Origin of the sequence: Streptomyces sp. NPDC002018 (genome assembly GCF_042890865.1) — a bacterium.
Classification (GTDB): domain Bacteria; phylum Actinomycetota; class Actinomycetes; order Streptomycetales; family Streptomycetaceae; genus Streptomyces.
This window is the reverse complement of sequence record NZ_JBIASO010000001.1, coordinates 551,951-574,712: the sequence shown is the minus strand read 5'-3', so window position 1 is coordinate 574,712 and position 22,762 is coordinate 551,951. Positions and strand designations below refer to the sequence as shown.

The window sequence follows — 22,762 nt, the reverse complement described above, 5'->3', positions numbered from 1 at the left end:
TCTGCCACCACCGCACAGCGACGGCGGACACCGCGTGATCAGCCGGCGGTCGCCCTGCGGGCGGTCACCAGCGCGAAGCTGAGGAATCGGCCGCCGTCCGCCGTGAGCATGTCGATCACAGGCTGGTTCGACGCCCGACCGTCCGGCTTGTGCTCGGCGCACGCCCGGCTCCACAGCAGCCAGTCCCGCCAGGCATCGGGCTGAAGCCGTGCGGAGGTCACCGTCACCAGTTCGGTGATCTCCCACTGGAAGCGCCACCACTGCGCCGTGTGCCAGGCGATCGCCTCCCAGCCGACCACCTTCTTGATGTGGGCGGGAATCGCCCCCAGCTCACGGACTTCGCGGGTCATCGCGGGTGTGGCCACGCCCAGTTGCCCACCCGGGCGCAGAAACCGCACCAGGTACGGCAGATAGCTGTCCGCCGTGCCGAAGTACTCGAACGCGTCGACACTGACGACGGCGTCGAAACTCTCCTGCTCGAACGGCAGGGCGTGGGCCTCCGCCCGCACGGCCTCCACCCGGTCGCCGACACCGGCTTCGGCGAAGACGGCGGCTGCCTCGTCCGCGTTGATCCACCAGTCGGCCGCGACGACCTCGACGCCGAACTCGCGGGCGAGGAACACCGAGGTCGCACCCCTGCCGGAACCGAGGTCGAGCACCCGCATCCCGGGGCGCAGATCGAGGTCCCGGGCAAGGTCCTCCAGCAGCCACAAAGGGTTCGGTCCCATATCCAGCCCGAGCAGCCAGGCCGGGTCGTAGCGGGACGAGCGCGGGTAGCGGTCCGGACGCACCAGGTCATCCAAAGCAGTCACGACCCCCGAGCCAATCGCATCGCGGCCGCCCGTACAACCGATTTCGGGGGTCACCGAAGCTTCGCGGGACGCGTCATTCCCTGCCCGGTGGAAGGGCCGCAATCGGGTACACGGGCGGCATGGCATCGAAGAAGAGCGTCTCCCTCACCCCGCGGGCCGTACGCCAGCTGCGCCGCACCCGCTGCTTCTACGCGGTGGGCGCGGCCCTGTGGGCGGTGGGAGCCGCGGGTGGGGCGGCCGAGGATCCGGGGGGCCGGCAGATGTGGGTGTCCCTGGTGTTCCTGGCGGTCTTCGCCGGCCTGCTGGTCCTGGCATCCGTGTGGCTGTGGCGGCACCACACCGATGTGCAGGGCAGGACCGCACACCACAGCCGACAGGCCAGGCCGGCTCCCACCGCCCGCCGCGGGAGCCACACCGAGGCCCCCGCCGGCTGACACTCGCCGACGCACGCACCGAAGGAGCCGTTGTGACCACCTATGTCATCACCGTGCCGGGCACGTTCGTGCACGGCATCACCGACACCCAGCGGTCCGATGTGAAGCACACGCTGCGCCCGAAGGATCCGAAGAACACGAACCTGGGTGAGAGTGAGGAGCTGGAGCTCCTGACGATCGAGGACGACGGCGCCGCCTTCTCCGTCCGCCTGGAGGTGGAAGCCACCGATCGGGCGGATGCCGAGGCAGAGGCCGTACGCCTTGTCGCGGCCGCGCTGCGGGACAGCGGCCTCACGCGGGCGGACGCGCCGTTGGGGCCGGCCGTGGTCACCGGCATCGACCGGGAGTTCTGAACCCGGGGCAGGTCCGGGCCTCCGCCCGCTCTCCAGCCGGCCTCGCGACATCGCGCGGACTCCATCTGCCTGCCGGCGCGAAAGCGGGGCACACGTGCTTCATCGGATTGAAAGGATTTCCACCATGCTCGGTATTGTCGCAGCGGTCTTGTTCTTCATCGCGTTTCTCATCAACGCCACCGAGATCAGCACCAACCAGGTTTTCTCCTCGGGGAATATCATGCTGCTCGGCCTGACGGCGCTGGCTCTGCACATAGCGGGAATCGGAGCGGGCTGGGCCCGTCGACGCTGACCGGCTTCGGCAAAGAGGGGCCGGTGGCGCGTGGGATGCCGCTGGCCAGACAGGCTCTTCGCATGACGTCGGCTCTCAGGACCTGGTTGTGGTCCTGAGAGCCGACATCGTTGTCGTCGTACTCCCGGTACTCCCGTCCCACACGGGACCACCTTCACAAGGCACAAGGGGCTCAGGGGAAACGACTCCCCGCCTCGCCGGCTCGGAGGAGCCTCAGTCGAGACAGAACTCGTTGCCCTCGATGTCCTGCATCACGATGCACGAGTCATGGCCGTCATACAGCAGTCGCACGCGTACCGCGCCGAGCGCGGTCAGGCGTGTGCACTCGGCTTCGAGTCTGGCGAGGCGCTCTTCACCCACGAGCCCGGTGCCGACCCGCACGTCGAGGTGCACCCGATTCTTGACGACCTTGCCTTCGGGAACGCGTTGGAAGAACAGTCGCGGGCCCACACCCGAGGGATCACCGCAGGCGAACCATGAACCCTGATCCTCAGGAAACCGGGAGCGGTTGAATTCGCCCCACGTGGCGAACCCCTTCGGTGGCGGCGATACGACGTACCCCAACACCTCGCACCAGAAGCGAGCGACACGCTCAGGTTCCGCGCAGTCGAAGGTGACTTGGAACTGCTTGATCGATGACACAGGCGCACCATACAGGGGGGCTCTCCCACCTGGCACCGGTGTGAGCGAGCGGGCTTTGCGTCGTGGGAGATCCGGTCGGCGAGCGCCGCGTCGCCCTGGGGATGGTGGTGCTACGGGCGCGGGAGATCGTCATCCAGCAGCACGCGCTGGATCTCGTCCGGCCGCGAACTCATGGACCAGGCGGTGCAAGCGGTAGTGGCCGGGGGCGGGCTCCTGGAGGAGATTGGCGTCGGCGAGGCTCTCCAGGAGCGTCTCGGCCTCGCGGGGTGTGATGCCGGCGAGGAGTGCGGCGGCCTGACCGTCGATGTCACATCCTTGGCGCCGCCCGAGGAGGCCCAGCATCCGTTGCTGGGGGGCGGACAGGCGTACGTACGAGAGCTGGAGGGACCGGGCGACGCCATAGGCGCCGAGGGGATCGCCCGAGGCCAGGCTCTCCGCCAGATGGCTCAAGTCCCAGCCCGGACGGGCGCGCAGCCGGGCGCCGGCGAGTGTGAGAGCCAGCGGCAGTCCGCCGCAGTGCCGGACGACCGACTCGACCAGCTGGACCGGCTCGGCTTCGACGCGGCGCGGACCGACGACGGCCCTGAACAGCTGGGTGGCCTCGTCCCGCGCCAGGACGTCCAGCGTCAGCAGTCGCGCGTGGTCCAGACGGGCCAGTCGGCGACGGCTGGTGACGATGACCCGGCTGCCGGGCGCGTCCGGCAGCAGCGGCCGGACCTGTTCCTCGTCGGCGGCGTCGTCCAGCACCAGCAGGATCCGCCGGTCCCGCGTCAGGCCCCGGAACAGCGCCGCGCGAGCGCCCTCGGTCGACGGCAGTCCAGGGCCGGAAACGCCGAGCGACCGCAGGACGAGCTCCAGCGCGGTCGCCGGCTCCACCGGGGGTTCGGGCTGGGCGAATCCCCGGAGGTCGACAAAGAGCTGCCCGTCCGGGAAGCGGGGAGCGAGCTGATGGGCGAGACGCACCGCGAAGGCGGTCTTGCCCACGCCCGCCATCCCGTCCACGACACAGACCCGCGCGCCGGCCATCGCGTGGGTCGCCTGGCGGGTCTCGGTGGCGGGCAGGTCACGCAGTTGGCTCAGCTGCTTCTGACGGCCGACGAAGTGGCAGGTTTCCAGGGGAAGTTCGGCGGGGACGAGGCTGGTCGCCGCCGTGATCGTGGAGCGCGGGGGCAGGTCCAGCGCCGGGTCGCTGGTGAGGATCTGCCGGTGCAGGGACCGGAGTTCCGGCCCGACGGCGATACCCAGTTCGTTCCGCAGCCGTTCGCCGACCTGCTGGAACGCGTCGAGTGCTTCGGCCTGCCGCCCCTGCCGGTAGAGCGCCAGCATCAGTTGCGCCCAGAAGCGCTCCCGCCACGGGCACGCCCGTACCACGTCCTGGAGTTCGGCGATCACCTCACGGTGCGCCCCGCGTGCCAGATCGAGGTGGATGCGCTGCTCCAGCGCGCTGTGGCGGCGCTCGGTGAGACCCGGGACGAAGTCGCGGTGCAGGGAGTCGGAGGGCACGTTCGACAGGGCGGGCCCGCTCCACAGGCCCAGCGCCTCGCGCAGCAGCGCGCTCTCCCGTCCCTGGTCGCCTTCGGCGGCCATGCGCTGGGCCGTCGCCAGCGTGCTGTGGAAACGCAGCAGGTCCAGCTGGGATTCGTCGACGGTCACCAGATAGCCGCCCGAAAGGGTCCGGATCGGCTCCGACCGCTCGTCGGGAGACTGGCGCAGGACCCGGCGCAATCGCATGACGTACGAGCGCAGCGTGGTGTGAGCGCCCGTGGGAGGGTTCTCACCCCACAGGTGTGCGACCAATTCGTCCGCCGAAACCATCTGATTGGCCTGGAGGAGCAGCGAGGCCAGCAAGATCCGTAACTTCGCGGCCGGTACGGGAACGTCCCTTCCGCCGTGCAGTACACGCAGCGGCCCGAGTAATCGGTACTTCGGGCTTTCCGCCTGTTTTGCCACCTCGCGCCCCCATCTCGCGTCCCGTCGAAGCATCGCTGTGGTCACCGCGTACAGCGCGGAGCGGGCATCCCGCAATGGGCGTTCCGGCGGCTTCCATGGTGCCAGGCACACGCGCCACCGTCCAGCCACGCAGGCGCCACAACCACCTGAGAGTCTTCCTGGGTTCAGTGATCGCCGTTCGGTGCAAGTCCGTTTGCGGCCATACCCGGACCGCAATGGCGACTTGGCCGGGAGTCGTTGCAAGTACTTCTGAAAACATGGCGCACGAATCGAAGGGGGGAACGCGTGTACGACTCATTCGCGCTGGTCGAGGAGATATCCGGCTGGCTCTCGAAACCGGCCGACGAAGTGGACCGGGAATTCACGGGAAAGGAACGCGACAGAATACTGGCGGCGGTCAATGAGCTGAACGACGAAGCGCTGTCCGGAGATCCGGAGAGCTTCTATCACCAGCAGCTCCTGCTGTCCCGCCTCCATCATCTGATCCTGCGGATTCCGGATGCCCCGACGGCGGAGGGCTCGCTCGCGGTCCACGAGGTGACCGGGCTGCTGGAGCGGGCGACGCTGCGCGGCGAGGAACGTCAGATGGACGCCGCCCTGCTGGCGGACCTGCCGTCCGACCCCGGTCAGTTCCTGTCCTGGCTCAAGGAACAGGCCCGGCAGCACCGTGTCTTCAAGCATCCGTACTACATGGACTTCATCCGCAACCACGCCACCGAGGCGGATGTGCGCACCTACATGATCCAGGAGTCCGTGGTCGACGGCCGGTTCGACGACCTGCTGGCGTTGATGCAGGTGGGGACGAGCGGCCCGGCGAAGATGGAGATCGCGGCCAACTTCTGGGACGAGATGGGGAACGGAAAGCCCGCGGAGGTCCACACCCATCTCTTCAACCAGATCTTCGACGTGTTCAAGGTTTCCGAGAAGGAACTGGAGGAGTCACTGACCGGCACCGCCCTCCTGAGCGGAAATCTCGCGGTGCTGCTCAGCCGGTATCGGTACCGGTACCCGGAGGCCGTCGGTTTCCTGGGCATGACCGAATGGCTGGTACCGGACCGTTTCGTACAGGTGGTGAGCGCGTGGGAGCGCCTTGGTCTGCCGGACGTGGGAATCGTCTATCACCGGCTGCACATCACCGTCGACTCCCAGCACGCGGCGGGCTGGTTCCACAACATCGTGAAGCCGTCGGCGCCCTCGGAATTCATGCGGCTGGGTATCGCCCGCGGGGCACTGTGGCGGCTCAACAGCTCGGCGCGCTATCTCGACGAGCGGCTGGCCGAGGTGTCGGAACGCTTTTCCGGTGAGAAGGCGGAGCACCGCGCCGTCGCGCGTTGAGGTGCCGACCGGACCAGACCGAAATCCTTCGGTAGTTCCACCGGAACTCCGGAAGTCCTGGATGTCACGCACTCCCGGAATCCCCGGAATCCTCGGAATCGCCGGAATCCTCTGGAAAGCCCCTCGGAACAAGCCTCATGGAAGGAAGAGTGGTCCTTATGCCACTGACTGCCCAGCGTTTTTCGGTCATCGAGATCCCGGCGGTCCAGCAGAGCGTGCTGGACAGCTACGACAACTGCCCGGTCGACGAGTACATGGGCAACGGCACCCGGTACAAGCGGTTCTCGCAGTACCGCATGAGCCACACGGAGGACGCCGGCTGGACCTTCGCGCTCCTGCCGCACCGGGATTACACCACATACAAGAAGTTCAACAATGTCGCCGGTGGTATTCGCCGGGGCTACCTGCCGATCGAGGTGGACTTCACACCGCTCATCCGGGCCGGCGCCGAGGGCTTTCCCCTGGACACCCAGGACGACTGGCAGATCAATGTGCACCAGAACCGCACCCGGGCGACCGGCGAGAAGTCCGGTCCGCTGACCCCGGAGGGCGTGCACCACGACGGGCACGAGTTCGTCATGATCGCTGTCCTGCGGCGCAACAACGTCGGCGGCGGCCTGACCCGGCTGTGGGAGCCCGGCGCGGAGGAGCCGTTCTGGAACGGGACCCTGGAGGCCGGGCAGGCCGTGCTGCTGGACGACCGGGCCATCGCCCACGACGTCACCGATGTGCTCTCGGCCGACGGTGGTCCCGGGCACCGCGACATCGTCATCGTCGCCTTCTCCCGCTGGAGTGAGAAGTGGTACGGCGACGACCACGACGAGGCTGCCCTGACCGACGCGCCCGAGCCGTCGGCGATGTAGGCGGAGCACGGGTCCGGACCGCTCGGCGCGGTACTCCTCAGGGTCGTACCGCGCCCGGGTCCGGACCGCCCGGACCGGACCCCTTGGACCGGACCGCCCGAGGCCGCACCGCCCCGGGGCCGCACCGCCCGGACCGGACCGCCCGGGGCCGCACCGCCCGGGGCCTCACACCGCACGACCGCCACACGTCGGTGTACGGCCCGCACGGTCGGGCGACAGCCGGCCGGACACCGTCACGACTCCCGGAAGCAGGTGGCACGTGCACGACTTCGTGAAGTACCAGGCCCTGGGCAACGACTACCTGGTCGTCGATCCCCTGCGGATCGACCTGCTCGGCCTGCCGTCCACACCCCGGGCCGCGCGGCTGCTGTGCGACCGGCACTTCGGCGTGGGCGCCGACGGGGTGCTGCTGGGACCGGTCGGCCCCGTGCGGGCCGGTGAGCCGGTCGTGCTGCGCATCTTCAACTCCGACGGCACCGTCTGCGGCAAGAGCGCCAACGGACTGCGCATCTTCGCGCTCCACCTGTCCCAGTACCACCAGGGGGGACAGGAGTTCGTCATCCGTACCCTCGCCGGTGACACCTCGGTGCGGATCGAGGACCTCGACGCGGGCATCGTACGGGCGGACCTGGGGCGGCCCAGCTTCGAGGCCGCCGACGTTCCCGCTCCGGAGCTGACGGGACAGGTCCTCGACCGGCCGCTGGAGGTGGCCGGTCGACAGTTCAGGGTGAGCTGTCTGAACAACGGCAACCCGCACACCGTCGTCCCGCTGCCCGAGGTGTCCGCCGCGTTCGCACGGGAGTGGGGCCCCCTGATCGCGGGCCATCCGGCCTTCCCCGAACGCACGAACGTGCAGTTCATGCGGGTTCTCGACCGCGAGACGGTGGAGATCGAGATCTGGGAGCGCGGCGCCGGCTACACCCTGGCCTCCGGAAGCAGCGCCTGCGCCTCGGTCAGCGTGGCCCATGCTCTGGGCCTGGTCGACCGCACGGTACGGGTGCTCATGCCCGGTGGAGCCGTGGAGACGGCCATCGACGCCGAGGGCGGGGTCACCCTGTCCGGCCCCGTCGAGCAGGTGGCGGCGGGGACCCTCGCACCACGGTTCCGCGCCGGTCTCGGCGTGCCCGCCGTGCCGGACGGGGAGCCCGGCAGGACGGCCGCGGGTGTCGCGGCGGGCCACGGGAGCGCGGCATGACGCCCGCCGGCACCGGAACCCTGGCGAAGCCGGCCTACTCCATAGCCCGTTGGACGTTCGTCGACTCGGCGGGCCGCTATGACATCGACCTCGGCAACAGCTACGTGCCGAGCCGTGTCCTGTCCGACCTGACAGCCCCCGCCGACCTCAGGCTCGACTACGGCACCGACCGGGGCACGTTGGAGCTGCGCCGCCGGATCGCCGGGCTGTACGGCGGGCGGCCCGAGTCGGTCACGGTCACGCACGGCGCGCAGGAGGCGCTGTTCCTGCTGTTCGACGTGCTGCTGCGGCCCGGCGACCAGGTGATCGCGTTCAACCCCGGCTGGCAGCCGCTCCTGGACCTGCCGCCCCGGCACGGCGCGCGGGTGACGGTCCTGCCGTACGGGCCGGACCTGGCCGTCGACGCCGCCGCCGTGGCCGCCGCGGCCGGTGACCAGTTGCGGCTGATCGCGCTGAACTCGCCCTGCAATCCCACCGGCCGGCGGGTCGGCGAGCGGGAAGTGCGCGCGCTGGCCGCCCTGGTGGCCGAGCGGGACGCCTATCTGCTGGTCGACGAGGAGTACGCGATCGACCTGTCACGCTCCCCGGCCGTCGGCCAGGACCGGGTGATCTCGGTCTCCGGCCTGTCCAAGACGTACGGCCTGCCGGGCCTGCGCACCGGCTGGATGTACGGCGCGCCGGAGGTCGCGGAGGCGTGCGCGGAACGGAAGTTCCTCACCTCGATCGCCAACTCCGTGCTGTGCGAGGCCCTGGCCTGCTCGGCGCTGGACCGCCACGAGGACTACGTACGGGAGTACCACCGGCTGTGCGCCCCGGGCCTGCGGCTCGTGGAGGAGTGGGCGGCCCGCCACCCGGACGCCGTGCACCTGGTGCCGCCGGACGGCACGCCCTTCGGATGGATACAACTGCTCACCGGCGAGGATTCGTTGACGCTGTGCCGCCGGGCGCTGGAGGTCGGCCTGCTGCTGACCCCCGGGGAGACCATGGGCTCGGCGGAAGGCTTCCGGCTCGGCTTCGCCCGGGATGCCGACACGGTGAGGGAGGGTCTGCGGCGGCTCGACACCGTACTGCTCCCGGACACCGGACCGCTGCCGGACACGGGACGGCTCCCGGACACGGAACCGCTGCCGGACGGGCCGTCGTCCGGCCCGTCCGGTGAGTGAGGGCGCTCCCCCGGTCGTGCGGGCGCTCCCCCGTTCCCTGGTCGGGGCGCTCCGCCCCGGTCAGGGCTTCACGGGCTGCCCGGCCTCCGCCTCCTCGGCCCGTCGCGGCTCGTCCCCCGTCTCCGGCGGCGCCGTCGGCGCCGAGGGCGCCGGACGCGGTGCCGCGGTGCGGGTGAGCAGCACACCACTGACGATCAGCAGCGCGCCCACCACAGTGTTCCATCCCAGCGACTCCTTGAGGAAGAACACCCCGACGATCGCCGCCCACAGCGGGGTCAGATACGCGACCGTGGAGGCGACCGTCGAACCGACGGCACGGATGACCGACAGGTTCCACATGTAGGCGAGCCCCGTGCCCACGGCACCGAGCACCACCATGGCGGCCATCGGGCCCACTCCGCCCCAGTGCGGCGCGCCCCCCAGCAGCGGTGCGAACAGGGCGAGTTCGATGGCGCCCCAGGTGACCTGGATGGCGGTGAGGGTGATCGCGGGTATGTCTCCGCCGGACAGGAACCTGCGGGTGTAGGTGTAGCCGAGCCCGTACGAGGCGGTGGCGACCAGACAGATCAGACTCCCCTTCATCAGTGAGTCCTGGCCGCCGGACCACACACCGAGCACCACCAGGGCGCCGCACAGGCCGGTGCCGATGCCGATCAGCCGGCGGAGGGTCGGCTTCTCGTCCGGAAGCATGACCAGCACCCAGACCAGTGTGAACAGGGGGATGGTGGAGTTCCACACTCCGGCCGTGACCGAGCTGATGTGCTGCTCGCCCCAGGCGAACAGGGTGAAGGGGAGGGCGTTGAGCACCGTGCCCACCACCAGGGCGTGGCCCCAGACGCGCCGGTCGCGCGGCACACCGAGGCGTCGTACCAGCACCAGGGCCCACAGCACCAGGGCCCCGAAGAAGCAGCGCCAGAAGGCGACCCAGCCGGGTTCGATCCCGGCTTCGACACCGATCTTGATGAGTGCGAAGCCGGACCCCCAGATCATGGAACAGATGAGGAACTGGGGTACCCACGCCTTGGCGGGCGTGGTGGTCAACGCGTCTACGGAGCTGGGCACTCTGGGTCCTTTCGGGTTTCCGGGTATGCCGAGGGGCGGAACTGGGTTCCCGCTCACGACACTTCGGCGCTGTGCGCCACCGCGGCGGCGGCGAAGGCACGCACCAGGGCGTGGGGGCGAGAGGTGTCGTCGGCCAGTTCGGGCTGGAACAGGGTGGACAGAAAGAACCGGTGCCCCGGCAGTTCGGCCATCCGGGGGTGCCCGTCGTCGTCGTGACCGGTGAAGCGCAGCCCGTGGTCGCTCAGCGTGCCCTCGTACCGGGGGTCCGGAGCGTGGGTGCACTGGTAGCGCTCCACGGTGGTACGGGCGCCGAGCGCCGCCTCGGCCAGTGAGCCGGGCTCGACATGGACGGTCGCCTCGTGGCCCGCGAGGCCGTGCGGCAGCGGGACGATCAGCGGAAGCGCGCCACCGGGGGAGTTCTCCGCGTGCGACGCGTCGTCCATCGCGCAGACATGGCGGGCGAACTCCAGGAGGACGTGCGGGAATCCGCCGCAGGTCGCCAGCAACGGGATGTTCCGTTCACGCGCGGTGCGCACCGCGGTCAGCGCTCCCGCCTCGCTCCGGTACGGGCTGCCCGGCACCAGCCAGACACCGTCGAACCCGGCCAGTTCCCGGGCGTCGCCGACCTGCGCGGTCGACACCCAGTAGGCGTCCACCAGCAGCCGTTCGCGGCGCCAGAGCGCTTCGAGCACGGGCGCGTAACGGGTGTGCGCGGGCACCCCCGCGGACCGCTCGCCGACGAGCGCGATCCGGGCGGGCCGTACGCCCGACGGATGTGTGCCCGAGGGGTGTGTGCCCGAGGGGTCCGGGCCGGCTTGAGGAGGCGGGGCGATGGTGGTGGGCACGCCGGAATCGTCCAGTGGATGCGAGAAAAGCGCAAACGATCGCTTCTTATTCCTTGATAAGGGATGCTGATGTGATGGATCCGCGACTGCTCCAGACGTTCTCGTCCGTCATCACGCACGGCTCCTTCTCCGGCGCCGCCCGGGAGCTGGGCTATACGCAGTCCGCGGTGTCCCAGCAGATAGCGGCACTGGAAGGGGAGTTGGGCGTCGAGCTGGTCCGCCGGCGGCCGGTCGGCCCGACAGAGGCAGGTGCGCGGCTGCTGGAACACACCGCCCCGATCCTGCTGCGCATCAACGCGGCCCGCGCGGAGGTCCAGCGCATGAAGGGCGGCCCCACCGGTCGACTGACCGTCGGCGTATGCCCGTTGGCGGCCACGGCGGACGCGCTGCGGATCGTCGGCGAGGCGGCCCGGCGGGCCGGGGTGTACGAGTTCACCGTGCGTACGCTGCACCGGCAGGCGGTCGCCGAGGGCGTTGCCACCGGCGCGCTGGATCTGGGCCTGGCCGACGGCTTCGCCCTGCCCGACGACCCGCTGCGACTGCCCCGGGTGGCCGGGCTGCGCTCCGTACCGGTCCACCGCGAGGCAGTGGTCGTGGCCCTGCCGCCCTCTCACCCGCTGGCACACCGAACGGGTCTGCGGCTGGCGGATCTGGTGGAGGCCCGCTGGATCGACGCACCGGGCGTGAGCGCCCCCCTGCCGGACCTCCGCGCCGCGCTCGGCGACGGGTCGCGACTGCGGGTGGCCCTGCGCTACGACGGTCTCGACGTACGCACGTACACCGAACTCCTCGCCGGCGGCCAGGGTCTGGGCCTGCTCCCGCGCTTCGCCCTCACCGGCCGCCGGGACCTGCTCGGAGTCCCCCTGACGGCCCCGGAACTCTCCCACCGCGTCGAAGCCCTGCGCCTCGCGGGCGGCCCCCCGGTGGTGGACGACCTGGTGGCCGCGCTCACGGAGGGGGCGGGCGCGGCGGGGCGGTAGAGCCGGGGTGCGTACACGGGGGCCCGGGACGGCTCAGGGCCCTCTCCGGCCGCGACCGGCACTCCCCCTTCCAGGGCGTCCCGGCCTGCTCACCAGCCGTGTGGGAGCGGTGAAGCGGACGGGCGCCTGGAAGCGCGCCTTGCGCGCGGCGCGGCGGAAGGCGGCCAGGACGGCGGGGCCGGCAAGCGTGACGCAGAGGAAGTTGGTGACGGCGCGGCCGGTGTCCCGGCCGAGGGAGGTGGCCAGGCCGAAGGCGAGGTAAGGGGTCCAGCAGTTGAGGGCGTGAGGCGTCCGGGGCGACTACGCCGTGCGGCTCGTCCATGGGGCGGCAGGCAGCGTGGGTCTGGGCACCGACGGCGGGGCGATGTTCCCATGCCCATCCGCTCAGGTGCCCAGAACGCGGTCCAGGGCTGCCTGCCCTGGAGCAGGGCCCCGGCCCGCCCCGTCCACTGCCCGCCGTGCCTCGGCCACCACTTCGGGATCAGTGACGAAGTGGGTGTCCTGCTCGGCCGACGCGCCCCCAGTGCCGAGCGGCACCCAGCGGCCTCCCCGCGGGGTCAGCGCCCTGGTCTTGGCGGAGAGGTGGACGGCGGAGGCTCCGGCCGAGGTCAGGGCCGGGATGTCGGCGGGGCGAACCCCGCCGCCGGCCATCACCTGCACCCCGGGTGCGGCGGAGGCCATCGCGGCGATCGTCTCCCGCCCCTCGGCCGCGGTGGGGGCGCCGCCCGAGGTGAGGACCCGGGTAAGGCCGAGCGAGGGCAGCAGTGCGGCGGTGGCCACCGGGTCGGCGGACTGGTCGATGGCGCGGTGCAGTGTGATGTCCACCGGGCGGCCCGAGGCGCGGGCCGCTTCGACGAGCCGGGCGACCGCCACGGTGTCCAGGGCTCCGTCGGCGGTCAGCGCGCCGATCACCACGCCACAGGCGCCGGAGGCGATGACGGACCGCACCTCGGCGGCCATCAGCGTGATTTCCTCCGCGGCGTGGACGAAGTCGCCGGGTCGGCACCTGACCAGCACGTGCACCGGCAGCCCCTCCCGGGCAACTGCCTCCACCAGGGCTGCGGACGGGGTCAGGCCGCCCAGCTCCAGGGCGGCACAGAGCTCGACCCGGTCGGCGCCGTTCTCCCGGGCGGTGCGGGCGCCGGCCGGTGAGGTGACGGCGATTTCCAGGGCGGGTCGTGCGGTCACTCGTCGTCCCCGCTGAGGGGCTGGTCGGAGGCGGGGATGAGGCGTGCCGACAGGTCCGGGTCGGTCATCTCGCGGTCGAAGGGGAACATCGGGCGGCGGATACGGTGGTGGCCCAGGCGTACCAGATCCTGGTCCACACCGCCGGGGGTGAGCGCCATTTTCCAGCCGACCGACATGTCGAAGAGCTCGGGCTCCAGATAGCCGATCTTCACGATCACGATGTCGGCGCCGCGCGGGTCGAGGTCCAGGCCGGTGAAGTCGTGCTCGTGGTGGTAGGGCTTGCGGAGCTTGGTGAGGATCACGTACACGCTGCCGACACGGATGACGACCTCGGTCTCGGCGTCGCGGTCGTCGTGCCGGACGGCGTGCACCACACCGGTCAGGGTGACCGGGCCCGCGTGCCGGTCGTCCACCTCGGCACCGGCGGTGACCGTGACGGTGGCGCCGGCACCGGCAGCGACGGCAGTCGCGACGGCGACCGGTCCTGGCACCGAGGCATAGATGACGGTCGGGCCGTCGTCCTTTTGGAACTCCGGGCGGGCCAGCAGCCGGGTCAGGCCCCAGGTCACGTCACCGGCGCCGCCGGCGGTCGGATTGTCCCCGGTGTCGCTGATGAAGTACGGGCGCAGGTCACCGGCCAGGGCCTCGTCCAGAATGCCGTCGAAGGTGCCGGTGGGGGCGACGAAGTCGAAGTCGTCGCGGGCCTTCCAGAAGCCCTGGGCCAGGCGTTCGGCACCGGCCGACACGGCGGCCCGGTCGGTGCCGGTCACCACCACCACGGCGCGGTTGCGCGGTTCGTCGGCCCAGGCGTAGCCGACCCATATCGCGGCGTCGATCACGCCGTCCACGGCCTCGGTCTCGGCCACGGCCGCGTACACGCTCCTGGCCGGCTCGATCCGGGTGGAGGTCTGCTCGCCGGCCAGCAACACCGGCACCGGCACCCAGGCCTTGACCGGGCGGGGCGCGCCGGAGACCAGCAGGTCCACCAGGTTGCGGACGGCCCGCTCCTTGGTCTCCATGTGGTCCTCGTGCGGGGCCATCCGGTAGCAGGTGATCAGGTCGCTGCCGTGGACGAGTTCGCGGGAGACGTTGCCGTGCAGGTCCATCGAGGTGGAGATGATCACGTCGGGGCCGACGGTGGCGCGGATACGTTCCAGGAGCACCGCCTCGGCGTCGTCGATGCCCTCCACGGTCATGGCGCCGTGGATGTCGTACCAGAGGCCGTCCGGCTGGGGCAGCGCGGCGAGCCGCTCGATCAGCTCGTCGGTCAGCTCGGCCCAGGCGTCGGCGGTGACGGTGCCGCCCGGCAGCGACTTGCCGACCAGGGCGCCGTGCCAGTCGGCTGCCTCGCGCAGTTCCTCGCCGGGGGCAAGGAAGGGGTAGCGGTCCAGCACGTCGGCGCCGCGCGAGGGGTGGAAGGCGGGGGCCCGGGTGCGAGCGGGAGAGAAGGTGGACGACTCGATGCCGAGTCCGGCGATGGCGATGACCGGGCGGGCCGCGGCGGTGCGGGAGTGCGGCATGGCTCCTCGTAGCTCGTAGGGAGTGGGGCTTCAGGCGTCGGGCGTCAGGGCGTCAGCCGTGGCGGGGCGCGGGGGCGCGGAACCGGTCGGTGGCCGGTTCCGCGCCGCCGACCCCGCGCAGGGCATGGGCCATGGCGCGTTGCAGGGCGAACTGTCCGGCGCCGACCAGTCCCGCGTCGGCGCCCAGGCTGGCCCGCTCGATGGTGAGGTGTTCGGTGACCAGCGGGTGGCAGCTCTCGTAGAGCTGGCTGCGCACAGCGGCGACGAACGGCTCCAAGGTGGAGAGGATGCCGCCGAGGTAGACGGCGTCCGGGTTGAAGAAGTTGACGTTGGCCGCGAGCACTTGGCCGAGGTAGTCGCCGGCCCTGCGAACCGCGCGCGTGGCCTCCGGGTCGGCGTCGACGGCCAGCCGCACCACGTCCTCCGGGCGGCTGACGTCGACCCCGCGCTCGCGCAGGATGCGGACCAGGGCGGCGCCGGACGCCACGGTTTCCAGGCAGCCGGTGTTGCCGCAGGAGCAGGGGATGTCGCCGCCGCCGCCGATCCGGATGTGGGTGATGTCACCGGCCGCGCCGGTGGCGCCCCGGTAGAGATGTCCGTCGACCATGACGCCGGCGCCGATGGCGGAGCCGATCTTCACCATGATCGTCTTCCGGAACTCGGCGGGCCGTACGGTGTGCTCGCCGACCGCCATGCAGTTGGCGTCGTTGTCCACGGCGGCCGGGACGCCGAAGCGTTCCTCCAGCCAGGCGGTGACGGGAAACCGGTTCCAGCCCGGCATCCGGGACGGCATGACAGCGGAGCCCGACACGATGTCCACCGGTCCGGGCAGCGAGAGCCCGACCCCGCGCAGTCGGTCCCGTCCGCGCTGCTCGGCCAGCGCCTCCAGGGTCTCGGCGAGCCGGGGCAGGGCCGCCTCGGGACCGTCGGCGATCAGGAAGGGGACGGTCGAGACATCGGTCAGGCCGCCGCCGGGCAGCACGACACCGATCCTGGCGTGCCGGCCGCCGAGGTCGGCGGCGACGGCGAACTCGTCGTCGCTTCCCAGTCTCAGCACTTTGCGAGGGCGCCCGCCGGTGGAGGACTGGGTGCCCTCCTCGGCGATCAGCCCGCGCTCCACCAGCTGGGCCACGCTGAGGGAGATGGTGGAGGCGGAGACGCCGAGCAGTCCGGCGAGTTCGGCGCGCGACGAGGCCTGGCCCGATGCGACGAGTTCCAGGACCCGCACGGCGAGAGCCGAGGTGCCTTTCGCCGCCTTGCCATCCCAAGCACTTATTCCAGTCATGTAAGAAGTAACTTCCGCAACGGTGTGTATGGCGACGACAGTATGCCCGCGCTTCATGCAAGGGAAGAGTCCGGTGAAGAAAGCGAACCGTCCACGAAATCCCTCAAATCAATCCAAATGCACCCACGAAAGAGGGCCGATCGAGGCAAGAAAACTTTCTTCGAACTCGAAGTAACTTACTTGTTACTAATTCTTGCTTTGTTTCTCAGGCGTGTCCGGCGTTAGCTGTCGTGAACGCAGTGCCGGTCCTGCGGCACCCGCCCCGGTCTCTGGGACGCATGCGGGCCCTTTCACTCTGAGGAGAATCATGTTCCCTGGTCACACGGCGAACAGCCGCCGCTGGGCCCTCGTCGCGGGCGCCGCTGCCACCGCGTGCGCTCTGCTGACCGGCTGTTCCGGCGGCGGTACCTCGTCGTCCGGCTCCGGCTCGTCGGACACCATCAACTACGCGCTGCCGGCGAACTTCACGCCGAATTGGATACTCCCGGTCGGCACTGCCGCGCACCTGAACACCAACAACTCCTCCATATCCCAGTCCCTTTGGGAGCCGCTGATCGCCTATGACGGCTCCACCGGCACGGTCGGCTGGAACAAGAAGAACTCACTGGCCACCGCCGCCGAATTCGCCGAGGACGGCAAGAGCGTCAGCATCACGCTCGGCGACCGGCACTGGAGCGACGGCAAGCAGATCACTTCCCGGGACATGGAGTTCTGGTTCAACCTCGTCAAGGCAAACAAGGCCGAATGGGCCAGCTACAGCCCGGGCAAGGCGCCGGACAACTGGACCTCGCTGAAGGTCGTCGACCCGACGCACTTCACGATCACCTTCGACCAGGCGTACAACCAGCAGTGGATGCTCGCCAACCAGCTCAGCATGATCCGCGTGATGCCTCAGCACGTCTGGGACAAGACCAGCGACTCGGGCACCGTGTCGGACCTCGACCGCACCCCCGCGGGCGCCAAGAAGGTCTGGACATACCTGAACGACTCCGCCAAGAAGATTTCCGGCTACGCGACCGACCCGCTCTGGAAGACGGTCAGCGGCCCGTACACCATCAAGTCGTTCTCCACGGCCGGCAAGGTCGTGCTGACCGCCAACGCCAAGTACGACGGCGGCGGCAAGGCCGGCATCAAGAACGTGAACCTGCTGCCGTTCACCACCACGGACGCCGAGGAGAACGCGCTCCGGGCGGGCACGGTCGACTACGGCTACATCAACGCCACCAACCTCAGCCAGAAGTCGTCGTTCGCCGCCAAGGGCTACACGGTGAAGCCGTGGTCCGGCTGGGCCATCACATACATGCCCTACAACTTCAACAACCCCACTATGGGCCCGGTCTTCAAGCAGCTCTACGCCCGCCAGGCGATCCAGATGTCGGTGGATCAGGCCACGCTCTCCAAGGTCGTCTTCAACGGCACCGCGGTCCCGACCTACGGTCCGATCCCGCAGGGCCAGAGCTCGTCCTTCGTCTCGCCGGAGCAGAAGAACAACCCGTACCCCTTCTCCACCGCCAAGGCGAAGCAGCTTCTGAGCGACCACGGCTGGACCGAGCAGGACGGCACCATGGTGTGCACCGCGCCGGGCACCGGCGACAACCAGTGCGGCGCCGACGTGGACAAGGGCACGAAGTTCCAGATGCAGGTGCTCTCGCAGTCCGGTTCGACCGTGACCGACAACATGATGAGTGCCCTGCAGTCGTCGTTCGCCAAGAGCGGCATCGGCTTCACCATCAAGACCGCCCCGGTCAACTCGGTCCTCGCGCAGTCCGGCCAGTGCAAGCCCGACGACGCGGGCTGCACGTGGCAGTTGTCGTTCTTCGGCACCGCCGGCAGCTGGTACTTCCCCGCCTACCCGAGCGGTGACGCACTCTTCGCCACCGGCGGCGGCTCCAACTTCGGCAACTACTCCAACCCCGCGGTGGACAAGCTGATCACCGAGACCACCACCTCCTCCTCCGACGAGGCGGTGCAGAAGTACAGCGCGGCCCTGGCCGAGGACCTCCCGGTCATCTGGCTGCCGGAGCCGGACTACCAGGTCTCCGTGGTCAAGAACGGCCTGGGCGGCTTCGCCCAGGACTCGCTCGCCAACTTCCACCCGGCCATGTGGAAGTGGACCACCGGGTGAGCCCGGCCTGTGACCACGCGCAGCACTGAGCCGAAGCGACCGGAAAGCACATGACCACTTCCACGTACCTGTTCCGACGGGCCCTCCAGGCCGTCGCGGTGATCGTCATCGTGACGATCGTGGTCTTCTGTCTGCTGCACGCCCTGCCCGGGGGTCCCGCTCGCGGGATCCTCGGCCCGCAGGCCACAGCGCAGCAGATCGCGTCCTTCAACCACGAGCAAGGCCTCGACAAGCCACTGCCCGTGCAGTACCTCTACTACCTCAACCAACTGCTGCACGGCGACCTGGGAACCTCGTACACGCTCAATGAGCCGGTCTCCCAGCTCATCACCGAGCGGTTGCCCAAGACCCTGGTGCTCACCGCCCTGTCGGCGGTCGTCGGCCTCCTGCTGGCTGTCCCGCTGGGCATGTGGCAGGCCGTCCGGCGCAACAGGCCGGTCGACTACGTCATCACCACGCTGAGCTTCATCGCCTACTCCACACCCGTGTACTTCCTCGGGCTGATCCTGGTGCTGGTGTTCAGCCAGGTGCTGCCGTGGTTCCCGTCGCAGGCCCCGCAGGGGGACACGCTCGCCCAGGTGTTCGCCGATCCGCAGGCGCTGGTGCTGCCGGTCGTCGCCGGTGCCGCCTCGATGATCGCGGTGTTCAGCCGCTACATGCGGGCGGCCACCCTGGAGAACCTGTCCGAGGACTACGTCAGGACGGCGCGGGCCGGCGGCTCCCGCTCCCGCGCCATCCTGTGGCGGCATGTGTTCCGCAACTCGCTGACGCCGGTGATCGCCATGCTCGGCTATTACGTGCCGGTGCTGTTCGGCGGCGCCCTGGTGGTCGAACAGCTCTTCAACTACCCCGGCATGGGCCTGCTCTTCTGGACCGCCGCGCAGTCCTCCGACTACCCGGTGCTGCTGGGCTGTGTGCTGGTCATCGCGATCGCCACCGTGGCCGGCACGCTGCTCGCCGACATCGTCCAGCGGCTCATCGACCCCCGAGTGAAGGCAGGCCGGGCATGAGCGCCCTCATCCAGCCGGACCAGATGCCCGGCAAGGCCACCGCCGCCACCGCCGCCACCGCGGCGTCCGGCTCCCGGCTCGCCGTCCGGCGCTTCCTGCGCAACCGGCTCGCCGTGGTCGGGCTCGGCGTCGTGGTCTTCTTCTTCCTGTTCTGCTTCGTCGGTCCGCTGGTGTACTCCACCGACCAGACCCACACGATGCTCGAACAGGTCAACCTCGCCCCCAGCGGCTCGCACTGGCTCGGCACCGACGCGGTCGGCCACGACGAGCTGGGCCGGCTGATGTACGGCGGGAAGGTGTCACTGATCGTCGGCCTCGCCGCGGGCATCCTGGCCACCGTGATCGGCACCCTGTGGGGCGCCGCCGCCGGCTACGCGGGCGGCTGGATCGACGCGGTCATGATGCGGATCGTGGACGCGGGGATCGCCATCCCGGCGCTCTTCATCCTTCTGGTGGTCTCCGCCATCACCACCCCGGGCCCGACCGGACTGATTGTCATCCTGGGCGTCGTCTCCTGGCTGATGCCGTCCCGGCTGATCAGGGCCGAGACGCTCACCCTGAAGAACCGCGACTACGTCCTGACCCTGCGGGCCATCGGCGGAACGCACGCCCGTGCGATCACCCGGCACATCCTGCCGAACTCGGTCTCGACCATCATCGTCGCGGCCACCTTCCAGATCGCCGACGCCATCCTGCTCGTCGCGTACGTCTCCTACCTGGGCCTGGGCGTCCAGCCACCGGCCACCGACTGGGGCGGCATGCTCTCGGCCGGTCTCACCGCTGCCTACTCCGGCTACTGGTGGCTCATCCTGCCGCCCGGCCTGGCCATCATCCTGGTGGTGTGGGCGTTCAACGCGATCGGGGACGGACTCCGCGACGCATTCGACGTGAGGGGACGCGGATGACCGCCGCCCAGGGCTCCGCCGCCCCGCAGGCCGGGCCCATTCTCGAACTCGACGACCTCGGGGTCGTCTTCACCACCGAGACCGGCGACGTGCCGGCCGTCCGGGGTGTCTCGCTGCACGTCCGCCCCGGCGAGACGCTCGCCCTGGTCGGCGAGTCGGGCTCCGGCAAGTCCACGATCGCGCTGGCCGCGATGGGCCTGCTGGACGGCAACGCCCGTGCCACCGGCAGTGCCACCATCGCCGGCCATCAGATGGTCGGTGCCCGTGAGGCTGACCTGGCCGCGCTGCGCGGCCGGACCGTCACCATGGTGTTCCAGGAGCCGGCCACCGCGCTGGACCCGCTGACCCGGATCGGCAGGCAGATCGCCGAGGTGATCCGCAACCACCGTGAGGTGTCCGGCAAGGACGCCGCCGCCGAGGCCGTCGGACTCCTCCGCAAGGTCGGCATCCCCGAGCCGGAGAAGCGGGCCGGCGCCTACCCCTTCCAGCTCTCCGGCGGACAGCGCCAGCGCGTGGTCATCGCCATGGCCATCGCGAACGACCCCACCCTGCTGATCGCCGACGAGCCGACCACCGCGCTGGACGTCACGGTGCAGGCCGAGATCCTCGACCTGCTGCGCCGCCTCGCCGTCGAGACCGGCACCGGCGTCCTGCTGGTCACCCACAACATGGGCGTGGTCGCGGACTTCGCCGACCGGGTCGCCGTGATGTACGACGGCGAGATCGTGGAGACCGGTCCGGTCGAGGACGTGCTGCTCCGCCCGTCCCACGACTACACCAAGCGGCTGCTGGCCGCGGTGCCCCGGCTGTCGGTCGCCGAGGCGGGCCCGCCGGTACCGTCGCCCGCCGCCACCCGCCCGGACACCGAGCCGGTCGTCGAACTCCGCGACGTCTCGGTGGTGTTCGGCCGTGGCAAGGGTGCCGTACGGGCTCTGGACGAGGTGTCGCTCACCGTCCACGCCGGGGAAACCCTGGGCCTGGTGGGCGAGTCGGGCTCCGGCAAGTCCACCGCCTCCCGGGTCGCGCTCGGTCTGATCCGGCCGGACTCCGGCACCGCCTCGCTGTTCGGCACCGACCTGGCGCGCACCCGGTCCCGGACCCGGCGGGCGCTGCGGGCCGGTATCGGCGTGGTACTCCAGGACCCGGTGGCCTCGCTGGATGCCCGTATGACGGTCGGCGAGTGCATCGCCGAGCCGCTCAGGGTGCACGGCCGCGGGCTCTCCGCCAAGGACCGCCAGGCCAAGGTCGCCGCCGTCCTCGAACGGGTCCGGCTGTCGCGCGATCTCGCCCGGCGTGCCCCCCGGGAGCTGTCCGGCGGTCAGCGCCAACGGGTCAGCCTGGCCCGCGCCCTGGTCCTGGAGCCCCGGCTGCTGGTCGCCGACGAGCCCACCAGCGCGCTCGACGTGAGCGTGCAGGAGGCGGTGCTCGAAGTGATCTCCGAACTCCAGGACGAGCTGGGCTTCGCCTGTCTCTTCGTCTCCCACGACCTCGCCGTCGTACAGCACTTCGCCCAGCGCGTCGTGGTGATGCGGGCCGGCCGGATCGAGGAACAGGGCGCCACCGGCGCGACCCTGCTGCACCCGGAGACCGACTACACCCGCCGTTTGCTGGCCGCCGTGCCGGTACCCGACCCGGTGATCCAACGCGGCCGCAGAGCCGAACGCCTGGCCACCCTCGCGGCCGACCGGACGGAGGCCCAGGGGTGAGTTCCCACGACCGTACGCTCTTCGCCGGAGTGGACATCGGCGGCACCACCACCCAAGTGGTGCTCTGCGGCGAGGACTTGACCGTGCTGGACCGCGCCGAGGTGGCGACCCCGGCGACCGACGGCGGCCGGGCCATGATCGGCGCGGCCATGGGCGCGCTGGCCCCGCTGCTGAAGCGCACCCCCGGCCGCCTCGCCGGCTGCGGGGTCGGCGCGGCCGGCGTGGTGGACTCCGCCACCGGCCGCATCCTGGTGGCCAGCGACTCCTTCACCGGCTGGGCCGACTTCGCGGTGACGGACGCCGTCGAGAAGGCCCTGGGCGTCCCGGCCTTCCTGGACAACGACGTCAACGCCTTCCTCTACGGGGAGGTGTCCGGCGGCGCCGTACGCGGCGAGTCGGACGTCCTCGGGATGACACTGGGCACCGGGGTCGGCGGCGCGCTGTGGACCGGCGGCGCCCTGTTCACCGGGCCGCACGGCGCGGCCGGCGAGATCGGGCACATCCCCGGCTTCGGCGATCTGCTCTGCTCGTGCGGCGGCCGGGGCCATCTGGAGACCCTGGCCTCCGGCCGCTCCATCGGCGCTCGTTACGCGGACCGCACCGGCCGCCGGCTGACCGCCCGCGAGATCGCCGAGGCCGCCGGCCACGGTGACCAGGACGCCCTCGCGGTGTACCGGGCCGCCGGAGCCGGGATCGCCCGGGCGATCGTCATGACGGCGGGCATCGTGGACATCACCACGGTGGTGGTCGGCGGCGGGGTCAGCCGCGCCTGGCCCCTGCTGGAACCCCTCGTCATGGCATCGCTGGCCGCCGACCCGCCGGTCAGCGGCCACCCGGTCCGGCTGGTCAGGGCAGCCCTGGCCACCGATGCGGTACCGGTCGGCGCTGCGGCACGGGCCCGGCGGGAGCTGACGGCGAACGTCGGGATCTGAGGAAGCCGCCCCGCCTCCCGACAAGTGGTGCACGAGCTTCTGGCCTGCGCATCACGGGCTCACCGACGCGCAAGCACAAGCCCGCGGGGCCCGCGCGAGCCTGCCGGACCGACTGGTCCCCAGGAAAGACGGAAAGGCGGTATCGGATTTCTCCGATACCGCCTG

Annotated in this window: 21 protein-coding genes and 1 pseudogene; 13 read left to right on the top strand and 9 right to left on the bottom strand. The window is 70.6% G+C overall.

All coding sequences use genetic code 11. From position 1 onward, the window contains the following. Positions 1-38 precede the first annotated feature (38 nt). Complete coding sequence (locus ACFYYH_RS02465; protein WP_388544778.1) at positions 39-812, bottom strand: SAM-dependent methyltransferase; 774 nt, start codon at positions 810-812, stop codon at positions 39-41. A 119-nt stretch (positions 813-931) separates the two neighbouring features. Here ACFYYH_RS02465 and ACFYYH_RS02460 point away from each other — a divergent pair, with 119 nt between their 5' ends. From ACFYYH_RS02460 to ACFYYH_RS02450, 3 genes are all read left to right on the top strand, one after another. Next, positions 932-1,246: a hypothetical protein gene (locus ACFYYH_RS02460; RefSeq protein ID WP_388544775.1), complete on the top strand. Its 315-nt coding sequence runs from the start codon at positions 932-934 to the stop codon at positions 1,244-1,246. 32 nt (positions 1,247-1,278) lie between these two features. Further along, on the top strand, positions 1,279-1,599 hold the full coding sequence (locus ACFYYH_RS02455; protein WP_388544773.1) for a hypothetical protein: 321 nt from the start codon (positions 1,279-1,281) through the stop codon (positions 1,597-1,599). Positions 1,600-1,723: 124 nt separating this feature from the next. Continuing rightward, positions 1,724-1,891 carry a hypothetical protein gene (locus tag ACFYYH_RS02450; protein ID WP_388544770.1) on the top strand — a complete coding sequence of 56 codons (168 nt, stop codon included), beginning with the start codon at positions 1,724-1,726 and terminating at the stop codon, positions 1,889-1,891. A gap of 213 nt (positions 1,892-2,104) precedes the next feature. Here ACFYYH_RS02450 and ACFYYH_RS02445 read toward each other — a convergent pair whose 3' ends face one another. Together ACFYYH_RS02445 and ACFYYH_RS02440 are read right to left on the bottom strand one after the other, a co-directional pair. After that, positions 2,105-2,533, bottom strand: a complete 429-nt coding sequence (locus ACFYYH_RS02445; RefSeq protein ID WP_388544767.1) for a VOC family protein — start codon at positions 2,531-2,533, stop codon at positions 2,105-2,107. Positions 2,534-2,662: 129 nt separating this feature from the next. Beyond that, on the bottom strand, positions 2,663-4,483 hold the full coding sequence (locus tag ACFYYH_RS02440) for a BTAD domain-containing putative transcriptional regulator (RefSeq protein ID WP_388544765.1): 1,821 nt from the start codon (positions 4,481-4,483) through the stop codon (positions 2,663-2,665). 285 nt (positions 4,484-4,768) lie between these two features. Here ACFYYH_RS02440 and ACFYYH_RS02435 point away from each other — a divergent pair, with 285 nt between their 5' ends. From ACFYYH_RS02435 to ACFYYH_RS02420, 4 genes are all read left to right on the top strand, one after another. After that, the gene (locus tag ACFYYH_RS02435) at positions 4,769-5,818 is read left to right on the top strand and encodes an iron-containing redox enzyme family protein (protein WP_388544762.1); all 1,050 of its coding nucleotides are present in this window, start codon (positions 4,769-4,771) and stop codon (positions 5,816-5,818) included. A gap of 158 nt (positions 5,819-5,976) precedes the next feature. Continuing rightward, positions 5,977-6,681, top strand: a complete 705-nt coding sequence (locus ACFYYH_RS02430; RefSeq protein WP_388544759.1) for a 2OG-Fe dioxygenase family protein — start codon at positions 5,977-5,979, stop codon at positions 6,679-6,681. A 259-nt stretch (positions 6,682-6,940) separates the two neighbouring features. Continuing rightward, entirely contained in the window at positions 6,941-7,876 is a 936-nt protein-coding gene (gene dapF, locus ACFYYH_RS02425) for a diaminopimelate epimerase (protein WP_388544757.1), read from the top strand. Further along, complete coding sequence (locus ACFYYH_RS02420) at positions 7,873-9,039, top strand: pyridoxal phosphate-dependent aminotransferase (protein WP_388544755.1); 1,167 nt, start codon at positions 7,873-7,875, stop codon at positions 9,037-9,039. Before dapF ends, ACFYYH_RS02420 begins: the two co-directional genes overlap by 4 nt. Positions 9,040-9,099: 60 nt before the next feature. On the opposite strand, the gene ACFYYH_RS02415 is transcribed toward ACFYYH_RS02420, so the two are convergent. Next, positions 9,100-10,101 (bottom strand): DMT family transporter, encoded by a 1,002-nt coding sequence (locus tag ACFYYH_RS02415; protein WP_388544753.1) that lies wholly within the window; start codon positions 10,099-10,101, stop codon positions 9,100-9,102. 53 nt (positions 10,102-10,154) lie between these two features. Then, positions 10,155-10,946: a hypothetical protein gene (locus ACFYYH_RS02410; RefSeq protein WP_388544750.1), complete on the bottom strand. Its 792-nt coding sequence runs from the start codon at positions 10,944-10,946 to the stop codon at positions 10,155-10,157. A gap of 74 nt (positions 10,947-11,020) precedes the next feature. On the opposite strand from ACFYYH_RS02410, the gene ACFYYH_RS02405 reads away from it, so the two are divergent. After that, on the top strand, positions 11,021-11,926 hold the full coding sequence (locus ACFYYH_RS02405; RefSeq protein WP_388544747.1) for a LysR family transcriptional regulator: 906 nt from the start codon (positions 11,021-11,023) through the stop codon (positions 11,924-11,926). 33 nt (positions 11,927-11,959) lie between these two features. Here the strand turns inward: ACFYYH_RS02405 and ACFYYH_RS02400 are convergent. The 4 genes and pseudogenes from ACFYYH_RS02400 to ACFYYH_RS02385 all read right to left on the bottom strand — a co-directional run. Continuing rightward, a pseudogene (locus tag ACFYYH_RS02400) lies at positions 11,960-12,196 on the bottom strand (ECF transporter S component); the annotation flags it as partial. Positions 12,197-12,310: 114 nt separating this feature from the next. Beyond that, positions 12,311-13,114, bottom strand: coding sequence for a copper homeostasis protein CutC (locus ACFYYH_RS02395; RefSeq protein ID WP_388544744.1), 804 nt, complete (start codon positions 13,112-13,114; stop codon positions 12,311-12,313). Further along, positions 13,111-14,634 carry a M81 family metallopeptidase gene (locus tag ACFYYH_RS02390; RefSeq protein WP_388544742.1) on the bottom strand — a complete coding sequence of 508 codons (1,524 nt, stop codon included), beginning with the start codon at positions 14,632-14,634 and terminating at the stop codon, positions 13,111-13,113. The genes ACFYYH_RS02395 and ACFYYH_RS02390 overlap by 4 nt, the downstream gene beginning before the upstream one ends. A 52-nt stretch (positions 14,635-14,686) precedes the next feature. Further along, positions 14,687-15,919, bottom strand: a complete 1,233-nt coding sequence (locus ACFYYH_RS02385) for an ROK family protein (RefSeq protein ID WP_388544740.1) — start codon at positions 15,917-15,919, stop codon at positions 14,687-14,689. A 307-nt stretch (positions 15,920-16,226) separates the two neighbouring features. On the opposite strand from ACFYYH_RS02385, the gene ACFYYH_RS02380 reads away from it, so the two are divergent. From ACFYYH_RS02380 to ACFYYH_RS02360, 5 genes are read left to right on the top strand one after another with little or no spacing between them, the layout of a single operon-like run. Then, complete coding sequence (locus tag ACFYYH_RS02380; RefSeq protein ID WP_388544738.1) at positions 16,227-18,044, top strand: peptide ABC transporter substrate-binding protein; 1,818 nt, start codon at positions 16,227-16,229, stop codon at positions 18,042-18,044. 50 nt (positions 18,045-18,094) lie between these two features. Then, positions 18,095-19,054 carry an ABC transporter permease gene (locus tag ACFYYH_RS02375; RefSeq protein ID WP_388544735.1) on the top strand — a complete coding sequence of 320 codons (960 nt, stop codon included), beginning with the start codon at positions 18,095-18,097 and terminating at the stop codon, positions 19,052-19,054. Further along, positions 19,051-19,959 (top strand): ABC transporter permease, encoded by a 909-nt coding sequence (locus tag ACFYYH_RS02370; protein WP_388544733.1) that lies wholly within the window; start codon positions 19,051-19,053, stop codon positions 19,957-19,959. Before ACFYYH_RS02375 ends, ACFYYH_RS02370 begins: the two co-directional genes overlap by 4 nt. Beyond that, complete coding sequence (locus ACFYYH_RS02365) at positions 19,956-21,665, top strand: dipeptide ABC transporter ATP-binding protein (RefSeq protein WP_388544730.1); 1,710 nt, start codon at positions 19,956-19,958, stop codon at positions 21,663-21,665. The genes ACFYYH_RS02370 and ACFYYH_RS02365 overlap by 4 nt, the downstream gene beginning before the upstream one ends. Further along, complete coding sequence (locus tag ACFYYH_RS02360) at positions 21,662-22,597, top strand: ROK family protein (protein WP_388544727.1); 936 nt, start codon at positions 21,662-21,664, stop codon at positions 22,595-22,597. The genes ACFYYH_RS02365 and ACFYYH_RS02360 overlap by 4 nt, the downstream gene beginning before the upstream one ends. Positions 22,598-22,762 lie beyond the last annotated feature (165 nt).